The following is an 18,783-nucleotide window of genomic DNA, read 5'->3' on the forward strand; positions in this document are numbered from 1 at the left end:
AGCAGGGGCCATCGCCCCTGCACCCCGTGACGTCTTCCGGCGTGGGCGTTGCGCTTGTGGCAGCCATCTCCGCGTATTCCCGCCGTCTGGACACGCGATACGATAGCCCCGCATGAGTCCTTGGCGTCGGGAGACGTTCAGGGGGTGCAGGGGGCTTTGCTCCCCTGCGTTTATTCCTTTCCAGCCCCTCACAGCGCCCCCGCTGTGGAACACGCTGTTTCCGCACTTTGCGATCCGCGCGCAGATTGGCTACCCCGTTCGCCACATTCCAAGGGATACCCGATTCTATGGCAGGCAGCGTCAACAAGGTCATCATCGTCGGCAACCTCGGGGCCGACCCTGAGGTCAAGTCGTTCCAGAACGGCGGCAAGGTCTGCAACCTGCGCATCGCGACGTCGGAAAGCTGGAAGGACCGCAACACCGGTGAGCGTCAGGAGCGCACCGAGTGGCACTCCGTGGCGATCTTCTCGGAAGGTCTGGCGGGCGTGGCTGAGCGATTCCTGCGCAAGGGCTCGAAAGTCTACATCGAAGGCCAGCTGCGCACCCGCAAGTGGCAGGATCAGAACGGTCAGGATCGCTATTCGACCGAAGTGGTGCTGCAGGGCCCCGGCGCGGTGATGACGATGCTCGATGGCGCGCAAGGCGGCTCGGGCGGCGGTGGCGGCGGCTTCGGCGGCGGCTCGCGCTCGGGCGGTGGCGGTTCCGGCGGCGGCTGGGGCAACGACGGCGGTTCGTCGGGCGGTGGCTTCGGCGGCGGTGGCCGCTCGGGCGGCGGCATGGGCGGTGGTTCGCGCGGTGGCTCGTCCTCGGGCGGCGGTGACGAGTGGGGCCGCAGCGGCGGTTCCTCGGGCGGCGGCTTCGGCGACGATCTCGACGACGACATCCCGTTCTGATCGACGCGCTGACGGTACGAAACACGAAAAGGCTCTTCCCTCGGGAGGGGCCTTTTCGTTGGTGCAGAACAGAGGCGTCGCGAAGATTGTGCGCCGCGCAAGTCCGCTTGCGCGTGCTTGCCCTTTCTTCTTGCGCCCATTTGCCATACAGGCGCCTCTCCCATGCCGATCACCCGTCTTTCAGACCTCGCCGATCCCGCCCTTTGCCCCTGCCTTGTCGTCAAGGTGGGCTCTGCGCTGCTGGTCGGCCCGGAAGGCGTGCGCGCCGCGTGGATCGATGCCCTGGTGGACGAGATTGCCGAGGCCCGCGCGCGCGGCCAGCAGGTGATCGTGGTGTCCTCGGGCGCGATCGCGCTGGGCGCGGCGACGCTGGGGCTGGAGAAGGGCGGGCGCGGCAGCCTTGCCGATGCGCAGGCGAGCGCGGCGGTCGGCCAGATCGCGCTGTCGGGCCTGTGGTCGGACCTGCTGGTCTCGCACGGGATCACGGCGGCGCAGATGCTGCTGACGCTGGAAGACCTTGAGGACCGCCGCCGTTACCTGAACGTCACCGCCACGCTTTCGCGCCTGCTCGATTGCGGCGCGGTGCCGGTGATCAACGAGAACGATTCGGTCGCGACGCAGGAAATCCGCTTCGGCGACAACGACCGGCTGGCCGCGCGCGTGGCGCAGGCCGCAGGCGCCAGCGCGGTGGTGCTGCTGTCCGATATCGACGGGCTCTATGATCGCCACCCCAAGGAGCCCGGCGCCCAGATGGTGCCGGTCGTCGCCGGGATGACCGATGCGGTGCGGGCGATGGCCAGCGCCGAATCGAGTTCGGGCATGGGCTCGGGCGGCATGATCTCGAAATTGCAGGCGGCCGAGATCGCCGAGCTGGCGGGCATCGCCATGGTGATCGGCTCGGGCCAGCACCAGCGCCCGCTGGCGCGGATCATCGGCTCTCATGAAACGCAGGACGGCATCGGCACGCTGTTCCGCCCGATGCGCCGCGCGGGCGCGCGCAAGGCGTGGCTGGGCGGTCGGCTGCGCCTGAAGGGTACGATCGTGGTCGATGCCGGGGCGGCAGAGGCGCTGGGTCGCGGTGCCAGCCTGCTGGCCAAGGGTGTGACCGGCGTTTCGGGCACGTTCGAGCGCGGCGATGCCGTGGCGATCGAGGCGCCGGACGGGCGCGTGCTCGCCCACGGCCTGAGTGAATACGACGCGCGCGAATGCGCGGAAATCCGGGGGCTCCATTCGAATGAGCAGGCCGGCGTGCTCGGCTATGCGCCGCGCTCGTCGGTCGTGCACCGGGACCAGATGGTGATGAAGTGAACCAGCATAAGACAGTTATCGCGCTGACCGGCGGGACCGGTTTCGTCGGCAGTGCGACCATCGAGGCGGCGCTGGCGGCCAAACGCGGGGGAGGCTATCACCTGCGCGCGCTGACCCGCCGCGAGCAGGCGCCGCGCGACGGGATCACCTGGGTCCGTGGCGAGCTGACCGACACCGCCTCGCTCGAAAACCTCGTGCATGGCGCCGATGCGGTGATCCATGTCGCAGGCGTGGTCAACGCGCCCGATGCCGAAGGCTTCGAGCTGGGCAATGTTACCGGCACGCTCAACCTCGTGACCGAATGCGTGGCGGCAGGCGTGCGGCGTTTCGTCCATGTCTCGTCGCTGAGCGCGCGCGAGCCGGACCTGTCGGACTACGGCGCCTCGAAGGCGCGGGCCGAGACGGTGGTCAAGGCCAGCCCGCTCGACTGGACGCTGGTGCGCCCGCCCGCGATCTATGGCCCGCGCGACAAGGAGATGTTCGAGCTGTTCCGCGCCGCGCGCTGGGGGTGATCCCGGTGCCGGGCAACGGGCGCGCCTCGGTGATCCATGTGCAGGATCTGGCGCGGCTGCTGGTCGGCCTCGTCCCGCATGACGATCGCACGGCGGGGCGCACCTTCGAGCCGGACGACGGCACCCCGCAGGGCTGGGCGCACTACGAACTGGCGCAGGCGATCGGCTATGCCATGGGCCGCCGCCCCAAGGTGCTGGGCCTGTCGCGCCGCACTCTGGAGTTCGCGGCGTGGTGCGATCACTTCGCGCGCGGCACCAAGGCGAAGATGACGAAGGACCGCGCGGCCTATTTCAGCCACCCCGACTGGGTGGTGTCTCCGGGGCGATGCCGCCTGCGGCCTTGTGGGCGCCGCAGATCGAGACTCGCGCCGGACTGAAGGCGACCGCGCAGTGGTATCGCGACGAGAAGTGGCTTTAAAGATCCTGACCTGCGCCGGGTGCAACTGATCCCGCAGGAAAGGGCACGGAATCCGGCTCTTTCGGTGGGTTCCGATGCACATTCACGCTTGTTCGGAAGGGGGGAGAGGGGTAAATTGCGCGCCTGCACGGGCGCGCGCACCGCAAACGGATGCAAACGATTTTGGATATGACGACAGAACGCAAATTCATCGAGGCCATCGCGCTGCGGCGCATGGTGGTCGCGCAGTACAACGGCAACGAGATGCGGCTCGCCCCGCACCAGCTGTTCTCGCGCCACGGCGACCTGTTCGTCAGCGCGCTCAACACGCTCAAGAACTGGCGCTCGGACGATGACCGCCGCCTGACCCAGTACAAGCTGCTGGGGCTGAGCGAAGTGGCGCTGACCGACGAGGCGTTCGAGCCGCTCGCGGTGTTCGACGGCACGCTCCCCGCGAAACCGACACCGAAGTCTTCGCGCTCGCGCTCGCCTGAGCGTAAGACCAAGGCGCGCTCGCCTGAGCGCAAGACCAAAGCGCGCTCGGCTGACCTGACAAGCGAGGCCTTCTTCCGGCTCGCCGCGTGGCGGGCCGGTCGCGTTTCCGGCGCCCAGCCTGCGGCCGCAGGCATGGCCTGCAAAGTCGGCCTGCGGTCGCAGGCATCGGCTGGCGACGGGGCCTGCAAAGGATATCCTTCTCCCGTTTCACTGTTCGGAACCTTGTTTCGGCTGCGCCGTTACTATGGGCAACAGAACGAAACACGGAGATGGGACTATGACTCTTCTGCTTATCCTCATCGTTGGCGGCGTGATCGGCTGGCTGGCCAGTCTGGTGATGCGCACCGACGCCCAGCAGGGTATCTTCCTCAACATCGTCGTCGGCGTGGTCGGCGCGGTGATCGCCGGCTTCCTGATTACCCCGCTGATCGGCGGCGCGCCGATCACCAGCGGCAGCTTTGATCTGATGTCGCTGATCGCCTCGTTCCTGGGTGCGGTGGTGCTGCTGGCGATCGTCAACCTGGTGCGTCGCGGTTCGGTCCGCTGAGCGCGACGACAAGCGTAATGCAATAGATTGCATGCAATAAAACGGAGCGGCGCGGAACCAACCGCGCCCTCCATTGCTTGAACATCGGGCGTATCGAACAGAAATGATGCGCTTTATTCAGGTAAAACAGGGAAAGGATATCCTGTCATGAAATTCGTCACCATGCCGCGCGTCGCCATGATCGCAGCCGCCACCGCCTCGCTCGGGCTTGCCGCCTGCCAGAAGTCGGGCGCCGACAAGGAAGCCGAGGCGATCGCCAGCAGCTCCGATGCGGCTGCCGATGCGATGGACGATCAGGCCTCGCAGATGTCGGGCGCTGCGGCTGACCAGATGAACGATGCTGCCGATGCCACCCGCGCGCAGGGCAATACCGATGCCACGGCCGTCAAGGATCAGGCTTCGGAAGCAGCCGGAAACTGATTTTTCGCACCTGATACCGCGAGACTGATCCGCGATAAGGGTCGCATGACTGCCTGCGTGAGACTGCGAATCCCCCACAGGCCAGCCAACGGATCAGCGAGGAGGGGTGGCGCATGCCGCCCCTCTTTCGTTGCGAGCAATAAAATTACCGATAATCATGCTGCTACTGCGAAAATGTCACCAGTGAACGCTTGAATTGTCGGCCTCCAGCGCTGACATAGGCCCCGAACGCGCGCGGGGCCAAATGCGCGCGGAAAATCGCAGGTCACCAAGAACCGCAAAACAGGAAGACATGCCATGACGATCCCTTTGATGCCGCTGCCCTATGCCCTCGACGCGCTTGAGCCGCATATCTCCAGCAAGACGCTGGAAATCCACCACGGCGCCCACCACAAGACTTATGTGGACAAGCTGAACGCCGCCATCGAAGGCACCGACAACGCCGGTAAGTCGGTGGAAGAGATCGCCAAGGCCGCTTCCGGCCCGCTGTTCAACAACTCGGCCCAGACCTGGAACCACGGTTTCTACTGGCACTCGCTGTCGCCTGAGAAGACCGCGCCCAGCGAGAGCCTGCTGGCCGCCATCACCGCCGATTTCGGTTCGCTTGACGCGCTGCTTGAAGCGCTCTCGAACGAGGCGATCAACCACTTCTCGAACGGCTGGGCCTGGCTCGTCGTCGACGCAGGCAAGCTCAAGGTCATCTCGACCCACGACGCCGACAGCGCGCTTGTCAAGGACGTGCTGCCGCTGCTGACCGTCGACGTGTGGGAGCACGCCTACTACATCGACCAGATGAACAAGCGCCCGGCCTACGTGAAGGCGGTTCTGGAGAACATCCTGAACTGGACCTTCGCCAGCGACAACTTCGATCGCGGCACGGCCTGGACCTATCCGGCCTGATCCTGGTCTGAAGTTTCCTCCGGTCTGAACGGGCCGGGCATCTGTTAGGGGGAGGGGCGTCCCGTCCGGCTGCGGCCAGACGGGGCGCCCCTTCTTCGTGTCCCATTCCAGAAGTCTCCTTCCCCCCCGAAAAACATCCAAGGATATCAGCATATGAAGATCGGCATCATCGGCCTCGGCAGCATGGGGCGCGGCATGGCCGCCAATCTGGTTCAGGCCGGGCACGAGGTGGTCGCCTGGAACCGCTCGGGCGGCGAGGTCGCGGGCGTGACCATGGTGGCGACGCCCGCCGAGGCGATGCAGGGCGAAGTGCTGTTCACCATGCTGAGCCAGGACGAGACCATCGAGGAGGTGATCGTCGGCCCTGGTCTGCTGGAACAGGCAACGAAGGGCCTGATCCACGTGGTCAGCGCGACGATCTCGGTCGCCTATGCCAAGAAACTGGTGGACCTGCACAAGGCGGCGGGGCTCACTTATGTCTCGGCGCCGGTGCTGGGGCGCCCGGACGTGGCGGCGGCTGGCAAGCTCAACGTGCTGGCGGCAGGCCCGGCAGAGGCGCTGGCCAAGGTTTCGCCCGCGCTGGAGGCGATGGCGGGCAAGGTCTGGGATCTGGGGCCTGAGGCGCCCACCGCCAATGCCGTGAAGATTGCCTGCAACATGATGATCACCATGGCGATCGAGGGCATGGCAGAGGCGGTCGTGCTCAGCGAGAGCGAGGGCTGCGGGCGTGAGCAGTTCTTCGAGGTGATGCTGGGCACGCTGTTCGGCTGCCGCGTTTACGAGAATTATTCGGGCATCATCGCCAAGGGCGAATACCAGCCAGGCTTCAAGGCGACGCTGGGCCTCAAGGACCTGCGCCTCGCCAGCGAGGTCGCCAAGGCGTCTGGCGGCGACCTGCCGATGCTCGCCGCCGTCCACAAGCGCATGGGCGAGGCGGTCGAGGCCGGGAACGGCGACAAGGACTGGGGCGTGATGGCAGGCTACACGATTGCGACGGCGAAGGGAGCGACTGCCAAGGATGCGACCGGCGGGTAAACTCGAAACTACCGGATAAACGGGAACATTCGGGTCGGCGCGGGCGGCGGGCGGAACGCCGCGTCTGCGTCGGCCCGGTCCCGTTCAAGCCCCCCGGATTGCGTTAACCGCTTAAGGACGATTTCATGGCATACTGCCGGGAATCGGAAAAGCGCATTCGCGGGAGGTCGCCGAAGTGCCGTCTGCCCTGCTTAGGTCTTCTGGCCTGCCCAGTTCCCGTACCCTGTCATGGCGCGGGCTCGCGATTGCGGGTGTGCCGGTGGCGTTCGCGGCGATGCATCTGGCGGCGCTCCACCTGCTGCCGTTTCGCGGGGACCAGATCTCGTTCGCGTTCCTGATGCTGGCGCCGCTGCTGGCCGCGCTGGGCTGTCTGTGGCGGGTCCGACGCGAAGGCGCCGAAGGCTGGCTGGCGATGGCCGCTGCAATGCTGCTGTGGGCCTCGGGCATGTTCACCGCGATGATCGGGGTGATGGTCTATGCGATGGAGGGAGAGGAGCGGCTGAGCATGCTGCTTTTCGTGCTCTACGGCGTGCCGCTGATCTTCACGCTGGCGAGCCCTGCCGGGGACAGGTGGCCCAAGCGCGCGATCGATGCCGCGCTGGCGGCGGCGCTGGGCTATCTCTACTACGCCTATGTGTTCCGGCTCATCGCCGCGCAGGGGGCCGATGCGGTGGGGCACTCCGCGCTGGTGACGATGTTCGACATCGAGAACCTGTTCGTGGCCTTCTGCGCGGTGCTGCGCCTTGTCACCTGCGTCGATACCGCGCGGCTGCGGTTCCATCGTATCTGTACAGGCTTTGCGCTCAGCTATCTGGTGATGGCCTTCTACATCAACCACTTCCAGGGCGCGTCCGATTACGGCGGGCTGACCGATCTGGTGATCGACCTGCCGTTCCTGGGGCTTGCGACAGCGGCTTTCGTGGGACGGCGCAGCCCCGCGACGCTGCGCCGCCCGGTCGGCAACCGCACGGTGATCCGCGCCGTGGAAGTGGGCAGTCCGCTGCTGATCCCGGTGACGCTGCTGTCGGTCTCGGCGCTGCTGGTCTCGCACAATCCGGCGCAGGCGGTCAGCGGCTGCATCGCGGCGATGCTGGGCTATGGCCTGCGCACGATCCTGGTGCAGATGCGCACCATCAGCGAGCGTGACCGCATGGCGGCTCTCTCGCATCTCGACGGGCTGACCGGGATCGCCAACCGCCGCCAGTTCGACGAGTGCTTCGCGCAAGGCTGGCTCGACGCACGCCGAACGGCCACACCGCTGGCGCTGCTGATGATCGACATCGACCATTTCAAGCCGCTCAACGACCGCTACGGCCACGCCATCGGCGATGAGCGGCTGATCGAGGTGGCACAGGCGCTGGTCGCGGTGCCGATGCGCAGCGGCGGGCTTGTCGCGCGCTATGGCGGCGAGGAGTTCGCAGTGATCGCGCCGGGGTTGGACTTTGCCGAGGCACAGCGGCTGGGCGAGGCGATGCGCGGGGCCGTGGAAGCGCTCGCACTGGCGGCGCCCGAGGGTATCGTCACGGTCAGCGTCGGGCTGGCGCTGGCACAGGCGGGAGACGATCCTGCCAGCCTGCTGGCAGCAGCCGATGCGGCGCTCTACGAGGCCAAGCGCGCCGGGCGCAACCGCGTGTCCGGGCAGCCGGTGCGGCTCCATATGGTGCCACCGTCACCGCCTGCCGACGAGCGTTCGGCAGCGGGGTGAGCGCGGTCAGGCGGTTCTCACCGGACGCGACGCCCCTTCAGATCAGCCCCGGATAGGCCCCGCCGTCGAGCGCGAGGTTCTGGCCCGAAACGAACCCGGCCTGCGCCGAACACAGATAGGCGCAGGCATCGCCGAACTCCGCAGGATCGCCGATCCGTCCGGAAGGCCCGCGCGCGCGGCCCAGCTTGGCGAAGGCGGCTTCCAGATCGATGCCATCCTCCTCGGCGATGCGGCGGGCGCGGTTGGCGAGCCGGTCGGTGCGGAACGGGCCGGGCAGCAGGTTGTTGATCGTCACGTTGTCGGCGATGGCCTCGATCTGCACGGCCTTGGCCATCGCCGTCAGCCCGGCGCGTGCCGCGACCGAGAGCGACATGTCGGCAGGGGGAGCCTTGACCAGACCCGAGGTGATGTTGACGATCCGCCCGAACTTGCGCGCCCGCATGCCGGGCAGTGCGGCGGTGATGAACTGGATCGGCGCGAGCATGTTGGAATTGACTGCCGCTGGCCAGTCTTCCGCCACGATCTCCGCGAACCTGGCGACGCGCGGCCCGTGGTTGTTGGTGACGAGAATGTCGGGGTCGGGGCAGGCGGCGATCAGCGCGGCGCGGGCCTGTGCATCGTCGAGGTCGGCGGCGAAGCGATGGACTTTCGCGCCGGTGGCGGCCTCGATGCCCTGCGCGGCCTCGGCCAGCCGGGCATCGTCGCGACCGTTGATCCACACCTCTGCCCCTTCGCGGGCCAGCGCAGTGGCGCAGGCCAGGCCCAGCCCTTTCGAGGATGCGCAGACCAGCGCGCGGCGACCGGCGATGCCAAGGTCCATTTCTACTCTCCCGGATGGTCTTTGAGGGCGCGCTTATCCCGCTCTGCGGGCGCGCAGATCGAAGGGCTTCTCGGCATCGACGTCGAGCATGCGGGCAAGGTCGGCGCGGGCGCGGGCGACGCGGCTTTTCATCGTGCCGATCGGGCATTCGGCGATCGCGGCGGCCTCTTCATAGGAAAAGCCCGAGGCGCCCACCAGCAGCACCGCCTCGCGCCGTTCGGGGGCGAGATTGCGCAGCGCCGCTTCCATATCGTCGAGATGGAGCGGGGCCTCCTGATCGGCCTCCATCACCAGCAACCGCTCCGCAACGCCTTCGTCTAGGTCGGTCTGCCGCTTGGAGCGGCGCAGTTCGGAAAGGTAGTGGTTGCGCAGGATCGCGAAAGTCCAGGCGCGCATATTGGTGCCCGGCGTGTAGCGTTCGCGCGCGGTCCATGCCTTGATCGTGGCTTCCTGCACCAGATCGTCGGCGAAGTCCGGGCGACCGCACAGGCCGCGAGCGAAAGCGCGAAGGTGGGGGAGCACCCCCATGAGTTCCTTGCGAAAAGCCTCGTCCTGCGAGGAGGGCTGGATGCGCTCAGGCATCGCCGTCGCCGTCAAGCTTCTTGAGAAGATCCCTGAAGCTGTCCGGCAGCGGTTCATCCACCACGGAGTTGTAGAGCTTCCTCAGGCCGCCTGCCCAGCCGGGCTCGCCGTCGCGGCGCACCTCCGGCGGTAGACCGGGAACGGCATTCCCGGCGGGGCCATCTCCTTCTGGATGAGTCAACTCAAACTCCTTTTCGCCCGGCCCCGATGCCCGCAGGTATCCGTGCGGTCAAGCGCCTTTGGGGCACGACCGATGGAGACGACGGAAGCGAGGCGGGGCCTGTCGGCCTGTCACGGTTCAGGCATGGAACATTTCATCACGCGCAAGGTTCCCCTCGCGTCAAAGACTTGCCATAGATGTACCGGGCACGCTCTCCTTGTCGGGGGCGATCCGTCGATCCGGGGCCAGATTTCAAGGAATACATCGGGTGATTGACCAGCCGCTGCTGGACCGGGTGAAGAAGCAGGCATGGTTCCACCGCTATCCGCGCGGCTGGCCGCTGCTGCTGTTCGTGATCGCGGGCATGACTACGGCTGTCTCGGTCATGGCGATCGAGCGGGCCGATCGGCAGACCCGCCAGGTGGAGCTGGACCGCAACCTCACCGAGATTTCCTCCGCGCTGCAACGCCGCGTTACCGAGAACATGGCGCTGCTGCGCGCGGGCGCGGCGCTGTTCGCCACCCAGTCGAACGTCAGCGCCGACCAGTTCCACGACTTCGCGCAGGACCTGCAGGGCAGCGGCAACATGTACGGTTCGCTCGGCATGGGCTGGGCGCCGCTGCTGACCGCCGCGCAAGTGCCCTTCTTCGAAGTGGCGGTGCGCCAGTCACCGGGTAGCGAGACGTACGCCGTCACGCCCTATGTCGATGGTGCCGATCCCTATTCGGTGCCGGTGCTGTTCCTGGAGCCGGGATCGCCCGACAATCGCAAGGCGATCGGCTTCGACATGTATTCGGAAGCCGTGCGCCGTGCCGCGATCGACAGGGCGCGCGCCGCGCGCGCGCCGGTCGCCTCGGGCAAGGTCAAGCTGGTGCAGGACAACGGACGTCCCGATGCCGCCGGGTTCCTGATCTACATGCCGGTGGTGATGGGGCGGGGCCATAACCAGTACATCAAGGGCTTTCTCTACAGCCCTTTCCGGGCCGAGGATTTCCTCAGCTCGGCCAGCGAGCTTTATCGCAACAACCGCATCGACGTGTCGATCTACGACCAGAGCGTCGATCCGGCCAACCTGCTGGCCGAACGCACCGCCGAAGGCACCGAGGGGCCGACGACCGAACGCACCATCGATGTCGGCGGCGAGCAGTGGGTCGTCGTCGTCAGCGATCGGCAATACGGTGCGCTCTCGCCGCTCGCCCGGATCACGCTGTTCTTCGGGATCATCGCCTCGCTGGCGGCGATGGCGGTGGGGCGCTTCATTACCCACCGCGCCGCCGAGGACCGGCAGGTGCTCGAATGGCTTCAGGGCCAGTCGGCGATCCGCGATTCGCTGACGCGCGAGCTGAACCATCGGGTGAAGAACACGCTGGCCAACGTGCTCTCGATCGCCGCACTCACGCGCAGGCGCGCCACCGATCTGGACGATTATACCGAGAGCCTGAGTGCCCGCATCCGCGCGCTGTCGGCCACGCACGATATCCTCTCGCAGTCGGACTGGACCAGCGCGGCGCTGGGCGATGTGATCGAGGCGGAACTCGCGCCCTACATGGAAGGCAACGAGAGCCACGTCGAGCGGGGCGGCCCGGATATCAAGCTGGCGCCCAACGATGCGATGTCGCTGGGCCTCGCGATCCACGAACTGGCGACGAACGCGGCCAAGTACGGCGCGCTTTCCACCATCGAGGGGCGTGTTCACGTCCACTGGAAGATGGTGTCGGACCGGCTGGCGCAGATCAGCTGGCGCGAAGAGGGCGGCCCGCCCGTGGTGGCGCCGAAAAAGCGCGGTTTCGGGCGCGACCTGATCGAGAAGATCGTCGCGCACGAGCTGAAGTCGGCGGTAGACCTGCGCTTCGAGCCGACCGGTGTGGAATGCATGCTGCGCGTGCCGGTACGCGCCGCGCGCGAGTTCGCCCTTAGAACCGAGCAGCGGCTCGGGCCAGCGGGCGGGGCGAGGGGGGGCGCTCTGTTTCCTGACGTCTGGCGCAATGTTTGGATATTGGGCCAAGTATAAGTCCGTATCAGCTGGCGTGCTAAGCTCCAGAACTGATGCAAAAACAGGACAGGCCCTGAGGAAAAGCCCTGATTTTCGGCTGCAAAGCCGATTTCACGTATATGTCCGTATGTTCACTTTAGCCCTGTCGAGGTTAGGCCCGTGGCAAAGGTCGTAAAGCGGGTGCAATCGCTTTCAATAAAGACAGAGCAAAGGACTACAACATAATGGGACGCGCCTTCTCTGCCCGCCGCTGGCTGGCCGAACTGGATGATCTTGCGCTGGCGGCGAGCCAGGCCTCGCCCGAATCCGAGGAGGCGTGTCTGCGCGCCATGGTCGCGCTGCTGCGGGCCTGCCCGGAGGGGTATCGCGTGCTGGAACTGGAGGGCGAGCGGGCCGATGTGCTGGCCCGCCGGCTGGCTGCAGGCGCACCGGAATCCGCGGCGATGACGCTGCTGCCGGTCCATGCCGGGATAATGACCTCGCGCGGGGGAACGGCACGCATTTCGCCTCGGTCGTGCTCGATGACGAGATGGGCGAATCCACCTCTATCGGCAGCACGTTCGCGCTGGCGCTGGTCGGCGCGCTGGCGCTGTCGATCGTCGATGTGGCGCAGCCGGTGATGCCCGCGATCTTCTGAGGTCAGGCTGGGCGTTTTATGGCCTGCGCCCCCCTCCCTTGCTGAGGGAAGGCCCATAAAATGCCCCTCTGCACGGGAGGGGAGGGTGATAAAAATGACCCCCTCCGCAAGGGAGGGGGCAGGGGCTTCGCAACTGAAAAGGGGCGGGAAACCAAGCGATATCGGCAGCCGATAACGGGTGGCCGATACAGGAAGAAAGCGCCGTCAGCCCGCCGCGTGGCTGGTCCCGAAGAACAGCGCCTGGCTGATCGCCGCGCGCACGGTGGCTTCCTGGAACGGCTTGGTGACGAGATAGGTCGGTTCGGGCCGCTCACCGGTCAGCAGGCGTTCGGGATAGGCGGTGATGAAGATCACCGGCACGTCGCCGAAGCGCAGCAGGTCTTCCACCGCTTCGATCCCCGAGCTGCCGTCAGCCAGTTGGATGTCGGCCAGCACCAGGCCGGGACGGGTGGCCGCGCGCGAGAATGCCTCGACCGCCTGCGCATGGGTGGCGGCCGTGCCGACAACCCGGTGGCCAAGGTCGGACACCAGGCCTTCGAGCTGCATCGAGATCAGCGGCTCGTCCTCGATGATGAGCACGTCGGTGGCGCTCTCGTTCTCGATCTCGGCGATGGCCTGGTTCACCAGCGCATCGACATCCTCGACATCGACGGCGAGCACGCGGGCGGTATCTTCGCGCGAGAAATCCTCCACCGTCGTCAGCAGCAGGGCCTGGCGATGCGTCGGCGCGATCGTGCGCAGGCGCGACTGGGCGACTTCCTCGCGGGTGTCGCCTTCGCCGCTGACGGGTTCCTCAACGTGGCCGGTCGACCAGATGCGGGTGAAGGCGGCGTAGAGCGAGGCACGGTCGCGGGCGATCGCCTCGCGCAGGGTCGGATCGGCAAGCGCGGCCTCCAGCGTGGCGCGCACATACGTATCGCCCGACTGCTGCGAACCGGTGAGCGCACGCGCGTAGCGACGCAGGTACGGCAGTTGAAGGGCAATCTGGTCAGAAACGGACATCGGGGCTCCTCGGCCGTGATGAAACGCGGGCAGAAACACAGGCAGTTCGGGCACGAAAGTGCAACGTCTCCCCGCGTGGACGTGTTGGAAGCTGGCCTTCCAGCCCGGTACAATGATCTGAGCGCGCATTGGCTTCAGGGCAAGACGAAAATTTTTCGCGATCGACCGACAATCCGGGAACCGAATATGAAGTGTGCGGGTTTGAACGGCATCACCACTGGACCCACCCCCCCCGCAACCCGGTGGTGACCCGATCCCGGAGCCCCCTGATGCCGCAAGGCCATCGGGGGCTCTTTTTTTGCCCTTTGATTTCTGCCCGTCGATGTCCCGAGTTGTCGGCGCTGGCGCGAGTGTGGTCTGGCTCTTGCCGCGCAGATCCCGTGAACGGGCGCTCGTTCCCGATTTGCTTTTGGCCGTTTTGCGCAAAACCTGCGAATTCCTGGGCCTGCCGGGCGCAGGTGATGTGAGGGTCCTGCGACGAACCGTTGCGCCGCAAAGATGCCCGGAGCGCGTTTCCGGGACTTTTGGGGAACCATTTCCGCGCGGTTAACGTTCCCTCGGCAACTCGTCACACATACAAGGATTTCCCGCATGCAAGCTCTTGCAGCTACCGCGCCCGAAACCGCTGAGACCATGGACAACGCCACGGATACGGCCAAGATCGAGACGCGGGAGGTGACAGCGCTCAGCGAGCGGGACTTCAAGCGCGCACTTCAGGATGTCGCGCCGCATCTGCGTGCCTTTGCGCGCGGCCTGTGCGGGGACCGCGACCGCGCGGACGATCTGGCGCAGGAAGCCATGCTCCGCGCCTGGGCCGCGCGCGATCGCTACACCGCCGGGACCAACTTCAAGGCCTGGACCTTCACGATCCTGCGCAACCACTTCTACAGCGAAGCCCGCCGCGCGCGCTTCCACGGCGAATACGACGAACTGGCGGCCGAGCGCATCCTGTGCGCCCCTGCCGGTCAGGAAAGTGCCGTTGATCTCGGCGATGTGCTGCGCGCGCTGACCGCCATTCCCGACAGCTACCGCGAGGCGCTGATCCTCGTGGCTGCGGGCAACCTCTCGTATGAGGAAATCGCCGAGATCTGCGGGATAGCGCTGGGCACGGTGAAGAGCCGTATCTGCCGCGCCCGCTCGATGCTGTCGAAGATCATCGAATCGGGCCAGTTGCCCGACTCACGACACAACTTCGTGCTGACCGGCGAGGCTATCGACGCCTTCTTCGCCGAGATGGCGCTGATCGCCAATGCCAACGAAGGCGCGCTCGCCGCTCGCTTCCTCGCGGCCTGACGGGTCGAAGCGGAAGCGCAGGACAGATCAGAACAGACAGAGCAGGGACGCAGGGCTTTGGATTCGGTATCGCAGTCGATGATCGGGGCGGGACAGCAAGGCGCGCTCGCTGCTGATCGCGCTGCTGACCGGGCCGCCGATTGCGATATAAAGGGCGCCGCTGCCGCCAAGGTTCTGATCGTCGAAGACGAATTCCTGCTGGCCCTGCAACTCGAAGACATCGTCATGGATGGCGGCCACACCGTGATCGCCACTGCGGCTGACCGCGCTTCGCTGGAGCGGGTGGGTATAGCGCCCGATGTCGCGCTGGTGGACCTCAACTTGCGCGACGGGCTGACCGGCCCCGCCATCGCGCACGATCTGGCCGCACGCTATGGATCTCGGGTGATCTACGTGACCGCCAACCCCGGCCAGATCGACACGCCTGCCGAAACCGCGGTGGGCATCGTCACCAAGCCCTTCTCGCAAGCGACGATCCTCGCCGCCATCGCCTACGCCCTTGCCGGCTGCCCCGACCACGGCCGGCCCGGAGACTTGCACCCCCTCCACCGCATGGGCTGAGTTTCGGGGGAGGAAGCCGCCGTGGCGCTGGTCCACCCCGCTGCGACTGGCATTGCCTGCGACTCCGCAAATCTCGCTGCTTCTCCTGCTGGCGGAGAGTCGGACGGAGTGGGCGCGCCGTGACTTTAGGCGGACGGAGTGGGAGAACCGCAACGTCTGTCATGGATGGAAGGCGGTCAAACGACCGAACCCCCTCAGTCTTCGTCATTCCCGCGAAGGCGGGAATCCAGTCAGCGCAACGTGTCGAAACCAGGATCGGTGGTGGGATCGCGCCACTGCGGTTTCCCCTCCTCGATCAGCAGGAGTTTCCAGTTCCGGCTCCATATCCTGATCCGTTTCTGCTGGATCAAATGCCTCAATAGGCATGCCAATGCGAGGATGGAGACGGCGGATGAGAAGGCATTTTCATCGCGAGATCGTTACTGGATTCCCGCCTTCGCGGGAATGACGAAGAAGGGTGGGAAGCGGTCATAGCCCTCTCTCCTTCAGGGGAGAGGGTTGGGAGAGGGGAGCGCGCGACCTAACCCCTCTCAACTACGGCTAGGCAGCAAGCTGCCTAGCCTTCGTATCTCTCCCCTGAAGAGGAGAGAGATATGTCCACCGTGGGGCGTTTGCAGACCAGCCGAATGCACCCGCAAGCCTTAAAGCGGTTTCCGATCTGGCTGCGTCGGCTCAGGCGCTGTAACGCTTTGGTGCGGAGCATTTTTTCGCGCTGTCCGGTGTCCCGCCTGGTGAGACAATGGCCTATACCGGACCGGTGGCGTGGGCTCCGGCGTCGGCGGGGTTCAGGGGCTTGCCGGTCAGCAGCTTGAAGGCGCCTTTAAGACCCATGTCAGCGGTCCAGACTTCGGCATCGGCAATGTCGAGGCGGAGCATGGGGACGTTGGCGGTATCGGTCTCGCCGTCGGGGAACCAGGCCTCGACCGCGTTCGACCAGTGCCTGGCGCGCACCGCCGGGTCGGTCTCCTCGACCAGCGTGCCGGAGAGGCAGGCGAAAACGTCGTGGTCCTTGGTCATGATCTGCGCCATCGCCGCGCCGCCGGCTGCGATGCGGTTGGTGCGCGCGGCGAAGAACCACAGCGCGTGATGCGCCTCGCGGTCAAGCAGGGCGGTCATCGGCTCGGCATGGCCGGGCGCCTCGGTGCGCTTGATCATCAGGAACGGACTGGCGGCGAAGGCGCGCCAGAAGGTGTCGCGCAGGGTATCGTCCATGGCAGGTCTCCTCACGATGGCCCGGTCACGTCGGTTCGGCGTCCTGGTCCAGCGGCGCGAGACCCGCTTCGCACAAGGCGCGCGCCGGGCCTTCCCCTGCATAACGCCTCGCGGGCGGGGCTGTTCCTGCGAGCGGTGCTCAGGCGGGCGCAGTGCGGGCAGGCGCAGTTCAGGCAGGGACAGTTCGAGTGGCGACGGGGAGAACCAATTCGAAGCAGGGGCGTTTCGGGAGGACAGCTTTTCGATTGCACGGACCCGATGACCGCACCGCTCGCCTCCGCCGCTTCTCCGCGCCCGTTGCGCTTCGGCGACGATGCTATGCGGGGGATCACGCGTCGTCGCACGCGGGCGGGGCGATGGGCCTTCGATGTGCCCGACGGCGCAAAGATAACCGACCGTGCGGAGATCGCGCGGCTCATGGCGATCGCGCTGCCGCCTGCCTACAAGCGTTGCTGGTATTCGCCCGATCCCGAAGTACACCTGCTTGCCACCGGCTACGACGCGCGCGGTCGCAAGCAGTATCGCTACCATCCCGATTGGCGGGCCCAGCGCGAGGCGCGCAAGTTCGCCGCCTATCTGCGCTTCGGCGCAGCGCTGCCGGGCTTGCGGGCGCAAGTGGCTCGCGATCTGGCGGCACGGCGGTTCGACCGGGCGCGGGCGGTGGCCTCTGTGGTGGCCCTGCTCGATACCGGGGCGATCCGGGTGGGCAACGAGTGCTATGCACGCGCCAACCGCAGCTTCGGGGCGACGACGCTGCGCAATCGTCACGCCTCGATCACCGGGCGGCGGCTGCATCTGCGGTTTCGCGGCAAAGGCGGACGGATGCACGAGATCGACAGCGAGGATGCGGCGCTGGTGCGGTGTGTGCGGCGGATGCAGGATCTGCCGGGGCAGCACCTTTTTCAGTACCTCGACGAGGACGGCGCGGCGGTGCCGGTCCATAGCGAAGACGTGAACGCCTATCTGGCCCAGGCGATGGGGACAGGATCGGTGGGCGCGAGATCGGGGGAAGAGGGCTTCACCGCCGGGGATTTCCGCACCTTCACTGCCAGCGCACTGGCCTTCGGGTTGCTCTGCGCCGATCCGCGCCCCGGTCTCGGCGCGATGCTGGAGGTGGTGTCGGCGCGGCTGGGAAACACGCCCGCGATCGCCCGCAAATCCTATGTCCACCCGCTGGTGATCGCGCTGGCAAAGGGGGAGGAGACCGGTGCAGCCCTCATCCCGAAGCACCTGCCGCGCCGAACGCGATGGATGAGCCGCGAGGAGCGCGGGCTGCTCGCATTTCTGGGACAGACGGGATGACGGTCTGTCAGGCGGGCGGTGATCTGTTGCGTTGTGCACAGGCGGATGCACGCCCTGCAAGTGACAACGGGGCAAGGTCAGGGCATCGCGATCGGACCATGCGATGCGCCTCTTCCTTTCCGCTGCTGATCGGCCCGCTGCTTCTGGCTCCGTTGCTGGCCGGATGCGGAAGCGGTGACGGCGATGCTCCGGCGGACAGCGCCAGCGCAGTGCCGGCCAGCGTGACGATGTCGCGTGCCGCAGGTTCGTCCGAGCCGGTCGAGCCGGTGCATGTGGTGGCAAAGTCCGTGTTCGCCCCGCCCGGAGCCATTCCAGCCGACGACGCCTCATCCGTGGGGGCGACGGCCACGCCTGCACAGGCGGTGGAGGACGGGGGCTCCGATGGCGCTGCATCGGTGGATGCGCCGGGCCCTGCTCCGGCTCCTACTCCGGCGCCCGCACCGATACCCACCCCGCTGGCAACACCGCTGCCGGAAAAGCCTGCGGCGCCCGGCCCGAAGTCGATGCCCAGCCCGAAGCCGGTCTCGGGCTCCGCTGCCAGACCGGCAATGGTCAGCCCGGTCGGCGATACCTCGGCCTATCCGGTCGGGCCGAGCGTACCGGTGAGGCCGGGTTACTACGCGACCGGCGACACCCCGTGCGACAGGGTGAGCGCCCGAACCGTGCTGGTGCTCTACCGCGACGGGATGGACAGCGCCGCTGGCTCCTGCGCGTGGAGCGAGGTGCAGCCTGTGGCGGGCGCAGGTGCAGCTGCGAGTGTATCCGGAAGCTGGCGGGTGACGCGGCGCTGTCTGGTCGGCCAGCAGGAAGGCGTCAGCGACGGCACCCCTTATGTCCGCCATGCGCGGATCACGCTGGCAGGCAAGGGCGCGTTCGTGCTGCGCGACGAAGGCGGCGCGGCGCCGATCCGGGCGAAGTGGTGCCCGCAGGCGAGCCTGCCCGAACCTTGGCGCTCGCAGCCGCCGATCGGGGGCTGAGGTGCGGGAGCCGGTCGATGCATATGACTGGT

The 18,783-nt window shown here is 66.7% G+C and carries 18 protein-coding genes and 1 pseudogene; 14 read left to right on the forward strand and 5 right to left on the reverse strand.

What is annotated here, in order from left to right; translation table 11 throughout:
* Nucleotides 1-287: 287 nt before the first annotated feature.
* The 8 genes and pseudogenes from ssb (at nt 288) to CI805_RS05775 (ending at nt 8,212) form a co-directional block, all read left to right on the forward strand.
* Nucleotides 288-893 (forward strand): single-stranded DNA-binding protein, encoded by a 606-nt coding sequence (ssb, locus tag CI805_RS05740; protein WP_260927040.1) that lies wholly within the window; start codon nt 288-290, stop codon nt 891-893.
* Between the two features lie 162 nt (nt 894-1,055).
* A complete protein-coding gene (gene proB, locus CI805_RS05745; RefSeq protein WP_260927042.1) occupies nt 1,056-2,201 on the forward strand; it encodes a glutamate 5-kinase in 1,146 nt (381 codons plus the stop codon).
* A gap of 23 nt (nt 2,202-2,224) precedes the next feature.
* Nucleotides 2,225-3,131, forward strand: a pseudogene (locus CI805_RS05750) (NAD-dependent epimerase/dehydratase family protein).
* A gap of 751 nt (nt 3,132-3,882) precedes the next feature.
* On the forward strand, nt 3,883-4,152 hold the full coding sequence (locus CI805_RS05755; protein WP_260927044.1) for a GlsB/YeaQ/YmgE family stress response membrane protein: 270 nt from the start codon (nt 3,883-3,885) through the stop codon (nt 4,150-4,152).
* A gap of 147 nt (nt 4,153-4,299) precedes the next feature.
* On the forward strand, nt 4,300-4,572 hold the full coding sequence (locus CI805_RS05760; RefSeq protein WP_260927046.1) for a hypothetical protein: 273 nt from the start codon (nt 4,300-4,302) through the stop codon (nt 4,570-4,572).
* Between the two features lie 297 nt (nt 4,573-4,869).
* Entirely contained in the window at nt 4,870-5,472 is a 603-nt protein-coding gene (locus CI805_RS05765; RefSeq protein ID WP_260927048.1) for a superoxide dismutase, read from the forward strand.
* A 153-nt stretch (nt 5,473-5,625) separates the two neighbouring features.
* Complete coding sequence (locus CI805_RS05770; protein ID WP_260927050.1) at nt 5,626-6,507, forward strand: NAD(P)-dependent oxidoreductase; 882 nt, start codon at nt 5,626-5,628, stop codon at nt 6,505-6,507.
* Nucleotides 6,508-6,766: 259 nt separating this feature from the next.
* Nucleotides 6,767-8,212: a sensor domain-containing diguanylate cyclase gene (locus CI805_RS05775; RefSeq protein ID WP_260927052.1), complete on the forward strand. Its 1,446-nt coding sequence runs from the start codon at nt 6,767-6,769 to the stop codon at nt 8,210-8,212.
* A gap of 37 nt (nt 8,213-8,249) precedes the next feature.
* Here CI805_RS05775 and CI805_RS05780 read toward each other — a convergent pair whose 3' ends face one another.
* From CI805_RS05780 to CI805_RS05790, 3 genes are read right to left on the reverse strand one after another with little or no spacing between them, the layout of a single operon-like run.
* Nucleotides 8,250-9,032 carry an SDR family oxidoreductase gene (locus CI805_RS05780; RefSeq protein WP_260927053.1) on the reverse strand — a complete coding sequence of 261 codons (783 nt, stop codon included), beginning with the start codon at nt 9,030-9,032 and terminating at the stop codon, nt 8,250-8,252.
* A gap of 33 nt (nt 9,033-9,065) precedes the next feature.
* On the reverse strand, nt 9,066-9,614 hold the full coding sequence (locus tag CI805_RS05785) for a sigma-70 family RNA polymerase sigma factor (RefSeq protein ID WP_260927054.1): 549 nt from the start codon (nt 9,612-9,614) through the stop codon (nt 9,066-9,068).
* Nucleotides 9,607-9,795 (reverse strand): NepR family anti-sigma factor, encoded by a 189-nt coding sequence (locus CI805_RS05790; protein WP_260927055.1) that lies wholly within the window; start codon nt 9,793-9,795, stop codon nt 9,607-9,609. The genes CI805_RS05785 and CI805_RS05790 overlap by 8 nt, the downstream gene beginning before the upstream one ends.
* Before the next feature lie 247 nt (nt 9,796-10,042).
* On the opposite strand from CI805_RS05790, the gene CI805_RS05795 reads away from it, so the two are divergent.
* Nucleotides 10,043-11,785 carry a CHASE domain-containing protein gene (locus CI805_RS05795; protein ID WP_260927056.1) on the forward strand — a complete coding sequence of 581 codons (1,743 nt, stop codon included), beginning with the start codon at nt 10,043-10,045 and terminating at the stop codon, nt 11,783-11,785.
* A gap of 206 nt (nt 11,786-11,991) precedes the next feature.
* Nucleotides 11,992-12,387: a hypothetical protein gene (locus CI805_RS05800; protein ID WP_260927057.1), complete on the forward strand. Its 396-nt coding sequence runs from the start codon at nt 11,992-11,994 to the stop codon at nt 12,385-12,387.
* 221 nt (nt 12,388-12,608) lie between these two features.
* Here the strand turns inward: CI805_RS05800 and CI805_RS05805 are convergent, their stop codons facing one another.
* Nucleotides 12,609-13,406, reverse strand: a complete 798-nt coding sequence (locus tag CI805_RS05805) for a response regulator (RefSeq protein WP_260927058.1) — start codon at nt 13,404-13,406, stop codon at nt 12,609-12,611.
* Between the two features lie 633 nt (nt 13,407-14,039).
* Here CI805_RS05805 and CI805_RS05810 point away from each other — a divergent pair.
* Together CI805_RS05810 and CI805_RS05815 are read left to right on the forward strand one after the other, a co-directional pair.
* Nucleotides 14,040-14,699 (forward strand): sigma-70 family RNA polymerase sigma factor, encoded by a 660-nt coding sequence (locus CI805_RS05810; protein ID WP_260927837.1) that lies wholly within the window; start codon nt 14,040-14,042, stop codon nt 14,697-14,699.
* A gap of 57 nt (nt 14,700-14,756) precedes the next feature.
* A complete protein-coding gene (locus CI805_RS05815) occupies nt 14,757-15,260 on the forward strand; it encodes a response regulator (RefSeq protein ID WP_260927059.1) in 504 nt (167 codons plus the stop codon).
* Nucleotides 15,261-16,004: 744 nt separating this feature from the next.
* On the opposite strand, the gene CI805_RS05820 is transcribed toward CI805_RS05815, so the two are convergent.
* Complete coding sequence (locus tag CI805_RS05820; RefSeq protein ID WP_260927060.1) at nt 16,005-16,472, reverse strand: pyridoxamine 5'-phosphate oxidase family protein; 468 nt, start codon at nt 16,470-16,472, stop codon at nt 16,005-16,007.
* 258 nt (nt 16,473-16,730) lie between these two features.
* On the opposite strand from CI805_RS05820, the gene CI805_RS05825 reads away from it, so the two are divergent.
* Nucleotides 16,731-17,774, forward strand: a complete 1,044-nt coding sequence (locus tag CI805_RS05825) for a DNA topoisomerase IB (protein ID WP_260927061.1) — start codon at nt 16,731-16,733, stop codon at nt 17,772-17,774.
* A gap of 98 nt (nt 17,775-17,872) precedes the next feature.
* Nucleotides 17,873-18,751 (forward strand): hypothetical protein, encoded by an 879-nt coding sequence (locus tag CI805_RS05830; protein ID WP_260927062.1) that lies wholly within the window; start codon nt 17,873-17,875, stop codon nt 18,749-18,751.
* Nucleotides 18,752-18,783: the final 32 nt, after the last annotated feature.

Origin of the sequence: Novosphingobium sp. 9 (assembly GCF_025340265.1) — a bacterium.
Lineage (GTDB): Bacteria > Pseudomonadota > Alphaproteobacteria > Sphingomonadales > Sphingomonadaceae > Novosphingobium.